The 14,304-nt window shown below is 41.9% G+C and carries 8 protein-coding genes; 4 read left to right on the top strand and 4 right to left on the bottom strand.

Annotated features, from left to right (window positions below; all coding sequences use genetic code 11):
• The first annotated feature begins 419 nt into the window (after positions 1-419).
• From leuS to I2I04_RS03840, 4 genes are all read left to right on the top strand, one after another.
• Positions 420-3,254: a leucine--tRNA ligase gene (leuS, locus tag I2I04_RS03855; protein ID WP_195654354.1), complete on the top strand. Its 2,835-nt coding sequence runs from the start codon at positions 420-422 to the stop codon at positions 3,252-3,254.
• Positions 3,255-3,349: 95 nt separating this feature from the next.
• Complete coding sequence (locus tag I2I04_RS03850) at positions 3,350-4,267, top strand: YitT family protein (RefSeq protein ID WP_143258817.1); 918 nt, start codon at positions 3,350-3,352, stop codon at positions 4,265-4,267.
• 50 nt (positions 4,268-4,317) lie between these two features.
• Entirely contained in the window at positions 4,318-4,899 is a 582-nt protein-coding gene (locus I2I04_RS03845; RefSeq protein ID WP_143258957.1) for a non-canonical purine NTP diphosphatase, read from the top strand.
• 31 nt (positions 4,900-4,930) lie between these two features.
• Positions 4,931-5,773 (top strand): flagellar motor protein MotB, encoded by an 843-nt coding sequence (locus I2I04_RS03840; protein WP_195654353.1) that lies wholly within the window; start codon positions 4,931-4,933, stop codon positions 5,771-5,773.
• Between the two features lie 73 nt (positions 5,774-5,846).
• On the opposite strand, the gene I2I04_RS03835 is transcribed toward I2I04_RS03840, so the two are convergent.
• The 4 genes from I2I04_RS03835 to I2I04_RS03820 are packed head-to-tail and all read right to left on the bottom strand — an operon-like array spanning position 5,847 to position 14,231.
• Positions 5,847-8,054, bottom strand: coding sequence for a GH92 family glycosyl hydrolase (locus I2I04_RS03835; RefSeq protein WP_195654352.1), 2,208 nt, complete (start codon positions 8,052-8,054; stop codon positions 5,847-5,849).
• A 10-nt stretch (positions 8,055-8,064) separates the two neighbouring features.
• Positions 8,065-10,251, bottom strand: coding sequence for an alpha-galactosidase (locus I2I04_RS03830; RefSeq protein ID WP_410489758.1), 2,187 nt, complete (start codon positions 10,249-10,251; stop codon positions 8,065-8,067).
• Between the two features lie 3 nt (positions 10,252-10,254).
• Positions 10,255-12,189: a sialate O-acetylesterase gene (locus I2I04_RS03825; protein ID WP_195654350.1), complete on the bottom strand. Its 1,935-nt coding sequence runs from the start codon at positions 12,187-12,189 to the stop codon at positions 10,255-10,257.
• Positions 12,190-12,218: 29 nt separating this feature from the next.
• Entirely contained in the window at positions 12,219-14,231 is a 2,013-nt protein-coding gene (locus I2I04_RS03820) for an alpha-galactosidase (RefSeq protein WP_195654349.1), read from the bottom strand.
• Positions 14,232-14,304: the final 73 nt, after the last annotated feature.

The raw sequence follows: 14,304 nt of genomic DNA, 5'->3' as shown, positions 1-14,304 counted from the left end.
TCATTGCAATCATTCTTTCTTCTTTACACAAAAACCTCGCAATCGAATAAACTCTATTCAAGTTTTTAATAAATAATGAAAAGGTTTATTATAAACGGTATCCTAATTTATTATAGACTCTTTTTTAACACTTTCAATACCTGAAATAGAATTATTGCAACAAAAATGGGCAAGAACCTTCACAGTTTCTTGCCCATTCGTTATCCTCGTTATGCAATTCGCATATTAACCTATTGAACTTTATGTAATAAAATTTATATATTTCATTGTTATTTCTTTATTATTATTGACCTCAAATATACAAAATAAAAACAAGAAAGTCAATAGGGAAAGCGTGGTTATCTGAAAATAAACACGTAAATTTGTGCCTCGAATTAGAAATAACAGTATAAATCACTATAAATAAAAACTTTATCACTATGGAGTACAATTTCAGAGAAATTGAAAAGAAGTGGCAGAAAAGGTGGGTAGAAGAGAAAACCTACCAAGTTACGGAAGATGATTCGAAGCAAAAATTTTATGTACTAAACATGTTTCCTTATCCATCAGGAGCCGGCCTACACGTAGGTCATCCGCTGGGATACATTGCTTCGGATATTTACGCCCGTTACAAACGACTGCAAGGCTTCAATGTACTCAATCCGATGGGATATGACGCTTATGGTCTGCCGGCAGAACAGTATGCCATCCAGACCGGACAGCATCCTGCCATCACTACCGTCAACAATATCAACCGCTACCGCGAGCAGTTGGATAAAATAGGTTTCTCTTTCGACTGGAATCGTGAAATCCGTACTTGCGACCCGGAATACTATCATTGGACGCAATGGGCCTTCCAAAAAATGTTCAACAGCTATTATTGCAACGATGAACAGGAAGCCCGTCCTATCGAAGAACTGGAAAAAGCCTTCGCCATCTACGGAAACGAAGGACTCAATGCCGCTTGCAGCGAAGATATCAGTTTCACAGCCGAAGAATGGAACGCCAAAAACGAAAAAGAAAAGCAAGAAATCCTGATGAACTATCGTATCGCTTATCTGGGCGAAACAATGGTAAACTGGTGTGCCGAATTAGGAACAGTATTGGCTAACGATGAGGTAGTTGACGGAGTCAGCGAACGTGGTGGTTATCCTGTTATTCAGAAGAAAATGCGCCAATGGTGTTTGCGTGTATCTGCGTATGCACAACGTTTGCTTGACGGATTAAACACGATCGAATGGACAGATTCTCTGAAAGAAACCCAAAGAAACTGGATCGGACGTTCGGAAGGTGCTGAAGTGCAATTCAAAGTAAAAGACAGTGATCTCGAATTCACTATTTTCACCACTCGTGCAGATACCATGTTCGGTGTTACCTTTATGGTATTGGCTCCGGAAAGTGAATTGGTGGCACAATTAACGACTCCTGAACAAAAAGCAGAAGTAGACGCCTACCTCGACCGTACCAAAAAACGTACGGAACGTGAACGCATCGCCGATCGTAGTGTTACCGGTGTGTTCAGTGGTTCATATGCTATCAACCCGTTCACAGGTGAAGCAGTGCCCATATGGATCAGCGATTACGTACTGGCCGGATACGGAACAGGAGCCATTATGGCTGTACCTGCTCATGATAGCCGCGACTATGCATTTGCCAAACATTTCGGATTGGAAATCCGTCCGTTGGTGGAAGGTTGTGATGTAAGCGAAGAAAGTTTTGATGCAAAAGAAGGTATTGTTTGCAATTCTCCGCGTCCGGATGTCACTCCTTACTGTGATCTTTCATTGAACGGACTGACCATCAAAGAAGCGATAGAAACGACCAAGAAATATGTAAAAGAGCATAATCTGGGCCGTGTGAAAGTGAACTACCGTCTGCGCGACGCCATCTTCTCACGCCAACGTTACTGGGGTGAGCCGTTCCCTGTTTACTACAAAGATGGAATGCCTTATATGATTGACGAAGCCAGCCTACCGCTAGAACTTCCGGAAGTCGCTAAATTCCTGCCTACCGAAACAGGTGAGCCTCCATTGGGACACGCAACTAAATGGGCTTGGGATACAGTAAACAAATGTGTCGTAGAAAATGAGAAGATTGACCATGTAACCGTCTTCCCGTTGGAGTTGAACACAATGCCGGGATTCGCCGGTTCTTCGGCTTATTATCTCCGCTACATGGACCCGCATAATCATCAGGCATTAGTTGATCCGAAAATTGACCAGTACTGGAAAAATGTAGACCTATATGTAGGTGGTACCGAACATGCAACAGGCCACTTGATTTATTCTCGTTTCTGGAATAAATTTTTGTATGATATGGGTGTGTCTGTAATGGAAGAACCATTTCAAAAGTTGGTAAACCAAGGAATGATTCAAGGCCGCAGCAACTTTGTATATCGTATCAAAGATACCAATACTTTCGTTTCGCTGAACCTGAAAGATCAGTACGAAGTTACTCCTATCCATGTGGATGTAAATATCGTATCTAATGATATTTTGGATCTGGAAGCATTCAAAGCATGGCGTCCTGAATATAAAACAGCCGAATTTATCCTCGAAGACGGGAAATATGTTTGCGGATGGGCAGTTGAAAAGATGAGTAAATCCATGTTCAACGTGGTTAATCCGGATATGATTGTTGAGAAATACGGTGCAGACACACTTCGTATGTACGAAATGTTCCTTGGTCCGGTAGAACAGTCCAAGCCATGGGATACAAACGGAATCGACGGTGTACACCGTTTTATCCGTAAATTCTGGTCATTGTTCTACAGCCGTACAGACGAATATTTGGTAACAGACGAACCTGCAACGAAAGAAGAATTGAAGAGCCTTCATAAATTAATCAAGAAGGTGACAGGTGATATTGAACAGTTCTCTTACAATACATCTATCAGCGCATTCATGATTTGCGTAAACGAACTCTTCAACCTGAAATGTAGCAAAAAAGAGATTCTGGAACAGCTCGTTATCACTCTCGCTCCCTTCGCTCCGCATGTCTGCGAAGAGTTGTGGGATGTATTGGGACACGAAACTTCCGTATGCGATGCCCAATGGCCTGCATACAACGAAGAATATCTGAAAGAAGATACTATCAACTATACCATCTCTTTCAACGGAAAGGCACGTTTCAATATGGAATTTGCAGCAGATGAAGCTTCGGACGCTATCCAGGCAGCAGTATTGGCCGACGAACGTTCGCAGAAGTGGATTGATGGCAAGACTCCGAAAAAGATCATTGTCGTTCCGAAAAAGATTGTAAACGTTGTAGTATAAAACAAATTAGGCACGGATTACGCGGATAACACGGTTTAGAGTTAATCAGAACCACGAAATCCGTGTAATCCGTGCCTAACATAATCACAAATCCTATGCATAAATTAACAAAAGCGGAAGTAATGAGAGAAGTGAAAGATTACATCTATATCACTCTCGGATTGATAAGCTATTCTTTGGGATGGGCTGCATTCCTGTTACCTTATCAGATAACTACCGGAGGAACTACCGGTATCGGAGCTATTATCTATTATGCAACAGGATTCCCAATCCAATGGTCATACTTCATTATCAATGCAGTTCTGATGACCTTTGCCATCCGGATATTGGGTCCGAAATTCAGTATAAAAACTACTTATGCTATTTTTACGCTGACTTTTCTGCTTTGGTTATTCCAGTTGGTGGTGAACAATTATGTGGAAGCACCGGATATGACGCCGGACGGTAAACCGCTGTTGCTCGGTACAGGACAGGACTTCATGGCTTGTATTATCGGTGCAGCCATGTGTGGTGTAGGCCTTGGTATCACTTTCAACTACAATGGAAGTACGGGTGGAACAGATATTATCGCAGCCATCGTCAATAAATACAAAGACGTATCGCTCGGACGAATGATTATGATTTGTGATGTATTCATTATCAGTTCCTGTTACTTTGTATTCCATGATTGGCGCCGGGTTATTTTCGGTTTTGTCACCTTGTTTATTATTGGTGTTGTGCTCGACTGGATTATCAACAGTGCCCGTCAATCAGTTCAATTCTTCATCTTTTCTAAGAAATATGATGAAATAGCCGACCGTATTATCAAAGACGCTGACCGGGGAGTAACGGTACTCGACGGTACGGGATGGTACAGTAAAAACAATGTGAAAGTGTTGGTAGTACTTGCCAAGAAACGTCAGTCACTCGAAATTTTCCGTTTGGTAAAACGCATTGACCCGAATGCTTTTATCTCTCAAAGTTCCGTTATCGGTGTGTACGGCGAAGGATTCGATAAGCTAAAAGTGAAATAGTAACCGGTTGATAAGTATTGAACAACCTTGTTAAAACAAAAAATAAGATGATGAAACGCAAACTTGTATTTGCTACCAATAATGCTCATAAACTGGAAGAAGTAGCCGCTATCCTGGGAAATCAAGTAGAATTACTAAGTCTCAATGATATCGGTTGCCAAACGGATATTCCCGAAACAGCTGAAACACTGGAAGGAAATGCGCTATTAAAATCTTCCTATATCTATAAAAACTATCATCTGGATTGTTTTGCCGATGATACGGGATTGGAAGTGGAAGCCTTGAACGGAGCTCCCGGAGTCTATTCTGCTCGCTATGCAGGAGGTGAAGGACACGACGCCCAAGCTAATATGTTCAAACTTCTTCACGAACTGGAAGGAAAGGAAAACCGTAAAGCTCAATTCCGCACCGCTATTTCGTTGATACTGGACGGAAAGGAATACCTCTTTGAAGGAGTGATAAAAGGCGAAATAATCAAAGAAAAACGCGGTGATTCCGGATTTGGCTACGATCCTGTATTCAAGCCTGAAGGTTACGACCGTACTTTTGCCGAATTGGGAAATGATATAAAAAACCAAATCAGCCATCGTGCACTGGCTGTACAGAAACTTTGTGAGTTTCTGCAAAGCTGATTATACATACCCACTTAAAATACAAAACACAATGAAGAAAATTACTTTATTTACTTTAGTTACGCTCCTATTGTGTACTTCGTGTGTAACAAAAAAGAAGTTCCTGCTTGCAGAGATGGCAGCTACCGCAAGCAAAGATAGTCTGCAAGAGTTGTTGAATAACTCTCGCGAAGTTGGTAACCAGCTATCGGCACAAGTCAAAAACCTCTTGCGTGATACGACCCAAATGGGGAACAGTATCCGCCAGTATCAGAGTATGTTGAATGTCAACATGACTGAACAGGAAAAACTGAATGCGCTGTTGAGCCAAAAGAAAAATGAGCTGAACGAAAGAGAACGCACGATCAATGAATTGCAGGACATGATTAAGGCGCAGAATGATAAGGTACAGAATCTCTTGAGTAATGTAAAAGACGCATTACTTGGTTTTAGCACCGACGAGCTGACCGTTCGCGAGAAAGACGGAAAAGTATATGTAGCGATGTCCGACAAATTATTATTCCAGTCAGGAAGTGCCCGCTTGGACAAACGTGGAGAGGAAGCTCTCGGTAAACTGGCCGAAGTATTGAACAAACAGACGGACATCGACGTATTTATCGAAGGACATACGGACAACAAACCGATCAATACTGTACAATTCAAGGATAACTGGGATTTGAGTGTGATCCGTGCCACTTCCGTAGTTCGTATCCTCATCAAAAATTACAATGTAAATCCTTTGCAGATTCAGCCTAGCGGCCGCGGTGAATATATGCCTGTTGATGATAACGAAACAATAGAAGGAAGAAGCAAGAATCGCCGTACGGAGATTATCATGGCTCCGAAACTGGATAAGTTGTTCCAAATGTTACAAAGCTCGGAAGAATCCAAATAAAAACATTTATCTATACTACGATAAAAGGCTGCTTTACAGGCAGCCTTTTATTTTAATACAGACCTTAGTTAATTTATTTACCCCAATCAGACGGCTTCTTGCCCATTTTAAATATTATTGTTCCGCCATTCGTTATATCCTGATGAGTAATGAAAAAGTCCTTGTATTTCTTCCCGTTCAAAGTCACCGACTGAATATAAATATCTTCAGGTGATTTACGTATCGTCTGAATACGGAACTCTTTATTACCGGCAAGTTTCAACGTACATTCATCAAAAATAGGAGTACCGATAATATATCGGCCGTCAGCAGGATTCACCGGGTAAAATCCCATGGCACTGAACACATACCATGCCGACATCTCTCCGCAATCATCATTACCCGCATACCCGGAAGAAGTGTTGTTATAGAGATTATTTACGATATGACTAACATATTTTTGGGTCTTCCATGGTTGTCCCGCATAATTATAGAGATAAGCAACATGATGACTAGGTTCGTTACCATGCGCATACTGGCCTACAAATCCGGAAGCATTGTCATTCAATTCGCCACTCTGATGATGAGTGGTAAAGAATGTATCCAGCTTTTGTTCAAAAGCTTTAGCTCCACCTGTCAGTTCAATCAATCCTGTGACATTGTGCGGCACATACCAAAAATATTGCCATGCGTTTCCTTCCGTAAACGGATAGCCTCCATTTGCGCCATATTTATAAGGATCGAAAGGTTCTATCCATTCTCCTTTATCATTCTTCGACTGGAAAAAGTGGGTTACCGGATTGAAAAGGTTCCGATAATATTCAGAACGCTTGTAGAAACGTTGATAATCGGCATCCTTATTCAGTTTTGCAGCCAGTTGAGCCACACACCAGTCGTCAAATGCCTGTTCCAAGGTAATGGAAACCGATTGAGTCTGAATATTTTCGGGCATATAACCATACTTTTCCCATACTTCAAAAGGAGAGTTGGGATGCGAAGTAACCGAACTGTTATATACCGCTTCATAGGCTTTTTCCACATCAATTCCGGGGATACCTTTCATGATTGCGTCTACAATCACAGGAATCGAATGGTTACCAATCATACAATAGTTATCTTGCCCCCATAGTTGCCAGATGGGCAGATAGCCGTAATATTCATATTGGCGGATCATACTCTTTACAAAATCAGTCACCCGTTCAGGCTCCAACAAAGTATAAAGCGGATGTGCCCCGCGGAAAGTATCCCAAAGTGAGAATGTAGTATAATGCGTCTCTTTACTGCCAACTTTCCGGGTTGTATAGTCCGCAGCCATGTACTCACCATTCACGTCAGACATTGTATTAGGCTGAATCATTGTATGGTAAAGAGCGGTATAGAATATCTCTTTCTGCAAATCGGTTCCTTTCACTTCAATCTTTCCCAACTGCTGCTCCCAATCAGCATCTGCTGCTGACACATATCGTTCAAAGTCCCAGTGTGGAGCTTCTTGCTCCATATTCTGACGGGCATTCTCCATCGACACAGATGAAAGAGCGACTTTACAAGTAAGCGGCTTGCCTTTCAATTTACCAAAACGGAAATTTCCATGAAGATTCGTACCATTAATCACTACCGTATGATCATGCATGCGCCCGCCGTCCCTCAACGTAGTAGAAAGAATCGGACTGGAAAACTCCATATAGAAGTAGATCTTCCGTAATTTCGCCCATCCGGTGATGATACGGTAACCCTCTACTGCATGATCGTTAAGAATACGAATTTGAGAGTTAATAATCCTGCGTCCCCAACTACCTTTATTAGCCGAATGATCCAAATCCAAAATAATCTCCGCATCTTTGTCAGCCGGATATTGATAACGGTGAATACCGGTTCTTTGGGTTGTAGTGAGTTCCGCATTGATATTTTCATCTTTCAGCATCACCTGATAATAGCCGGGAGCCACTTTTTCTTCTTCATGAGTAAATGCGGAAGAAGTACGCCCGCAGCTTGTCGGCATAATAAGAATATCAATCAGGTCGGAAGCTCCTGTACCGCTCAAGCGGGTGTGGCTGAAACCATAAATGGTACGTTTATTATAATCATAACCGGAAGCATCTCCCCAATCAGGTGCTTCATTTGTATCCGGTGAGAGCTGTATCATACCGAACGGTGAAGTCGCTCCCGGATAATTATTGCCGGAAAGTCCTCCGTTAATGGCTCCTGTGCCAATGAAAGGGTTCACATATTTAGTAGTCTCCCCTGCTTGCAAAGTGACAAAAGCCAATGAAAATGCACAGATTCCTGTTATAAACCTATTCATGGCAGTTGATTTATTCAGCAATGATTTCTACAATCCGGCTGTTCAGTTGTTGGGTAGTAAACACTTCTAGTCCCACATTCATTAAATACTCTCCTGAATATAGTTGATTGTTACCTTGAAGCGAAGAATTGCTACCCGGCATCAAATTGATTTCCTTCACACGATACATTCTGTCAGCATCCAATCCCTGCAAACGTACCGGTAATAATTTTTCTGCATAACGCGGATGAATATCAAATGCATACAATACAGCTTTATTCTTACCTTTATTTACATACATAGAAGAGGTATGGTTACTGCCATAAGGAGAAACCAAACGATACAGATCGCCATCAAGGATAACAGGTTTCAAACGATTATAATTTTCTACCGCCTGATTACAATAGATATGGTCATTCTCGTTCATATCATCCAGTTTGATGTCAAAGCCCAGTTTACACATCATAGCTACATCAGTACGGAACTTAATGCTAGTTCCCCGATTCCAGGTCGTAACATGTGCACACATCGTCTTACTAGGAAATATTTGTGAGAATCCCCATTGAATAAATAAACGTTCGATAGGGTCGGTATTGTCACTAGGCCAGAATTCCGTAAAATATTTCAATGCTTCAAAGTCAGAGCGTCCGCCACCACCGGCACAGAGCATCATCGGTAAATCCGGATATTTATTTTTCACACGCTCCAACACTTTATACAGCCCGCGCACATATTCGATATACAGATGCGACTGCTTATCCTTCAGATAAGAAGAATAGATATTGGTGATAGGACTGTTACAATCCCACTTAAAGAAAGCAATGCCCGGATAGTTTGTCATCAATTTGTCTACCACACCGAATACATGATCCTGCACTGCCGGGTTACTCAAGTCAAGTACCAACTGATTTCTGAAATAATATTCATCCCGATTAGGCAGATGAATCACCCAGTCTTTATGCTTTTCATACAGTTCACTTTTCGGATTCACCATTTCAGGCTCTATCCATATTCCAAATTTAATGCCTTTCTTTTGCGCCTCCTCTACCAAACGTCCTACACCATTCGGCAGTTTATCCGCTGTTTCTTTCCAATCACCCAACCCTTGATGATCGCTGCTACGCGGATATTTATTACCAAACCATCCATCATCGAGTAGAAACATATCCACTCCCAGTTTAACAGCCTCGTCCATCAATCCAATCAACTTATTCTCATCAAAATCAAAATAAGTAGCTTCCCAGTTATTGAGCAGTGTCATACGGGTCTGGTCACCCTTCTTAATCTGATACTTGCGCGCCCAATCATGAAAGTTGCGGCTGGCCTCTCCCTTACCGTTCAAGCTATAAGTGAAATAAAAGTCCGGGGTGCGAAAGGTTTCTTTAGCAGGAAGGTTGTATTCCGAAGCGTACGGATTAATACCAGAAATGACACGAAGTTCATTCTTGTTATCCACTTCAAAGGTAAAACGGAAGTTACCTGTCCACCCCAAAGTACCGACTAATACCTCTCCTGAATTTTCTTCCGACGGAGCATCCAGAGACAATTGGAAAAATGGAGAAACAAACATATTGGCACGTGCACCCAACTTGGTATCAATCGTTTTTTTACCAAATGCCAGTTCACGCTCGGCTATATTGACCTCATGTGCCCAATCGCCGGAAAACTCCGTGAGAAAATATTTATCACGGTTAAAGTGGAGCATAGAAGAAGCATATTTGCTCAATACAATAGGTTTCTTTTCCTGATGATTGATTTCAGTGAATGTTTTGATGATATTTTCCGCAGCATACGTTATATAGTACAATTTCACAGTCACAGGATATTTGTCATCCTTTAAGGTAATCACCGTTTCTACACTTCCGTCATTCTGTCGGCTACTACTATGTTCTACGTACTTCAACAATAAAGATGGATTTCCATCATTATGAAGCACTTGAATAGCCGGTTCAAAATAATCCTCTGCCCCATGTGTAATATAAACCTCGGTTCCCTGCGGCAAATAAACAAAGTCCGATTCATGATTTAGTTTTTTACCCAGATAACGCTGGTATAGACGGCCGTTGTCTCCCACCTGGAAAATCAGGCTTGTGCAATCTGTTTCAATCTTAATAATAGGTTTGTCAGCTGCCTTCAACATACAGGAGATGCCCAAAAGACAGAATAAAAAAATAACTTTTACTTTCACGGTATATTTATTTAATGTTATTATAATCATTTCTTATTTATCAGTACGGAACGGAGCAACCGGAAGTCCGGCAGTTCCATAAAGATTACACTCCGGATTATCCGCCCATCCGTAACGTGCCGCAATGGGTATTTCCACTTCCGGCGATTCAAGGATAATCTCTTTTCCCTGGATAGTAGCAGTTGCCTGATAGAACACTTGATCTGGTCCGGCAATAATGAATCCTTTGGGTTCACCTGTCGTAGTCTTCACTTCACAATCAAAGCTAAGTATCAGTTTATTTCCCGAAATACGGTATTCCTGAAAAGCCGGTACATCATACGTGCCCCTCTGATAAGTATTTGCCAACGACAGGAGAGCCAGCCGTCTTCCCACTTCCTGTTTGTTTTTTGGGTGAATATCATGCGCTACACCAAGATCAATAGCCGATACCATACCCGTGCCTTCCATAGAAAGTGCATCAGACTGTGCTTCACGCAATGCAGCCCATTTTGAATCGGGTTGTATCTCCTGACTACGCAAGTAATTTGCCAACTGCACAAAATAGAAAGGCAACTCCTGTTTCCATTGTTTCCGCCAGTCGGCTATCAGCGACTGAAAAAGAAGGGAATACTGACGGGCACGGCCTACGTTAGCTTCGCCCTGATACCATATAACACCCTTAACTGGAAAAATCGTAAAAGGATGTACCATTCCGTTATACAATACAGACAGATAACTGGAACCCTCCGGTGACATGGGCGCAGATGGTAATTCATCCAAAGTTAATCCAACGTGATAGTTCCAGATTCCGGCCAATGATATTTTCTGTCCACCCATTTCCGCATACAAAGTTTCCGGTTTTCCATGAATACCACCTTCTCCCCCGAAATCAGATACACGAACTGTGATAATTCCTTTGCCGGGTTTAATTTCCCCAGCCGGAACCGTATACTTCCGGAGGGTGGCAAACCCCGATCCTCTGGCTATTTCCTTACCATTATAATAAGTAATATCTTCATCATCTATCATTCCCAGACTAAGAGTTACCTCCTTTCCTGCCCATTCGGCAGGAATATCTATCTCCTTTTGAAACCAGACAATACCGTCAAGCCCATCCAGTCCTTTTTCTTCCCAATAACCGGGTAACTCCATAGGCTTCCACTCTTTCCCAGTCTGTAAAGCCGAAATCCATTGCGGAGTTCCTTGAGTAAAACCAGCATCCCGGATAATAAATTGTTCACGCCAGTCCTTCATCTCCTGTTGATAAACAGCAGAAAGAGCTTCTTTATTAAAATCCAGTCTCTTCATTTTAGCTGTTTCTTCCTGGAAACCCATCACCTGTTGCAAGGTACCGAAGCTTGTCCACGCTTCGGCCGGAGTGCCACCCCAGGTACAATCTATCACACCAACAGGTACATTTAATTCTTTCCACAATTGGCGGGCATAGAAATAAGCGACAGATGAAAACTCCGGAACAGAGGAAGGGCTACATTCCTGCCAACCTCCTCCGTTCATTTCTACGTTATCCTGCGGAGTTAAAGATACAGTCTTTTTTACCTGTAATAGACGAATAAACGGATAATTGGCTTCTGCCACCTCCCGCTCATAATTCATAACCTTGCCCCATCCGGCAACTGGCATTTCCATATTGGATTGTCCGGAACAAAACCAGACTTCTCCCACCATTATATTCCGCAAAGTCAGCATTTCGCCGTCTGAAAGCTCAATCTGGTAAGGACCTCCGGCAGCAGGAGTAGGTAACCGCAAAGTAAAACTTCCATCCACTCCCGCTTTAACTGTATATTTTCGGTTATCCCAACTCGTTTTTACTGTGACTTGTTTGCCGGCTTTTGCCTTTCCGGGCAATATCAACGTACTCTTTTGTTGTATCACCATATTATCGGTGAAAAACGATGGTAAAGTAACCTTAGCCTGTGTACAAATAGCTACGCACAGGGCCATAAGAGTAATTCTATATTTGTTCATTTTTTCAGTTAGTTTATTGATTTCGGCTATTAGTTGAATTCCAGCACTTTCACATCCTTGGCAGGTATAGTAACCTCTATCTTATTTTTGGCAGTAGTCCGGCTGCCACTCCATAATTCTTTCACCTGATAACTGCGTGTTTGCTCCAGCCCTATTCTATCCAACGAAAGTGTCACAGTCTGTTCCTGTTCTGAATAATTGAAAAGTACGCAATGAAATGTTCCATCTTTCTCCTTTCTTACAAAAATCTGTTCCGATTGAGCTCCATTCCCTTCTACCGGACGGAATACTTCACCTGTAGCAAGAGCATTGATGTCAGGATTCGTCAGATATTTCAACGCTTTGTCTTTTCCATCTTTTCCTCCGGCAGCACTGAAATCATCTCCACCAATATAGATACCTGTAATAACTCCGGAAGTGATACGCGCCCGATTTTCACCATCTGTAGCATCTCTCAACACAATATGGTCTGCATCATTGAATTGATAGATATACTTCTGCCACCATCCATAAGACAATGCATTCAGTGTGTATTCAGTATCCTTGATTTTATTCCATGCATCGCAGGCAATTCTACGCGACTGTGCATATTGTGCCGGAAATACCGGAGAAATAGAAAGATTGATATACATATCCCCAAAGTATTTATCCAGCAACTGCATCCCATAATTATATCCCTGGATACCTGTTGTCACTTCAGGAAGATACCATTTATCAGCTTCCATCGCTCCATGGGTCATAAAATCCATTTTCACATACTCGAATCCTGTTCGGTGAAACAAGCTAGACGTCTTTTTCATCATTGCCTCTACAGCAGGATGGGTAGGATCAATGGCATAAGCACCGTCCAGTTCCTGTGGTTTTCCGTTAGCATAAAGGTAGATATCCTTGTATTTATATTCAGGAGCAGCATCCACCGTTCTTTCGGGATCACGCGCCCAGTCGGTAAACGGAGTCCAGTAAATTCCTCCAATCTGGCCGTTCGATTTACATTTTGCAATGAATGACTTCAATTGTTCTTCATTCATACAGTCCCAACCGGAATCCAATCCGACATAAACCGTATGATCCGGATTGACAAAATGATTATTTTGAAGATTTTGTTTGATAAAGTCCGAAACCTCCATCGCTTTTTCATAAGTCAGATTAAATTGCAAAGCTCCCCAACTGTTCCAACCGAATGGAACCGCTTTTCCCCACTCTTTCGGAGGTGATATGATTGCATTAACTTTTGCATAAGTTTCCAGTCCGTCGCACCAGTTGTCAAAGAATCCCAGTAATATTTTGGGCGACTTGATCTTCTTGCCTTTCAATGCTCCGTGAGGTTTCACATCCCGCGTCAGTTCATCAGCTACTCCACCGTAACAAGTCAAAGAGCCGATGTTTCTATTGTCTCCTTTACCTAACATTACAGCCGTTTTCCAATTGTCATGCTCCACAGAACCTACAACAAGTCCGCTACGCCCTTCATTATTAAAAACAGCCGTTACCTCATAACTGGTCAATGTGTCGAAATTAAGTGCATGAGACTGGTATCTGATCCATTTATCATTATCAAAAGGCATAAATAAAGCACGATTGTCACCTGCCGGAAGTAATTCAGCCATACGGTTTACATTCACAGGTGCCATCCGATTGGAAGCGACATTATTCTTTCCTTCCAGACTAAACTCCGTCAATACATACTCTTTATCCGGATAAAGATAAAAGTACTGTGTCAACTTAGGCAAAGATTTATCTGTATGTTCAATCTTATAAAGAGTCCCTTTACCGAAAGCATCTGATATTTTTCGAATACTAACCTTGTGGCGTGCATAGTCACGCGTAGTAACCGTCTGCTCTCCCCATAGGTAAGAAGCATATAGTCCTTCACAAATATTTTTTGACTTTTTAAAAAGTGAAACTCCCCCTTTCTGATCATCGAAACGGATTTGCCAGCCGCCCGTCGTCAGACCTTTATATCCGGCAGCATATCCGGATAAAGTGAATAACAGGAACATAGTTCCGAAAATGATTTTAAACTGTCGAAGTCTGTTTTTCATATGGCACAATGAATATGGTTTTAAATAGAATAAAAGTGTTCCTCAAAGATAGGCATTGCCGGAAGTATGGCTT

Source organism: Bacteroides sp. 1001136B_160425_E2 (assembly GCF_015559655.1).
In the GTDB taxonomy this organism is placed as follows: Bacteria; Bacteroidota; Bacteroidia; order Bacteroidales; family Bacteroidaceae; genus Bacteroides; species Bacteroides luhongzhouii.
This window is presented reverse-complemented; position numbering and strand designations above follow the sequence as displayed.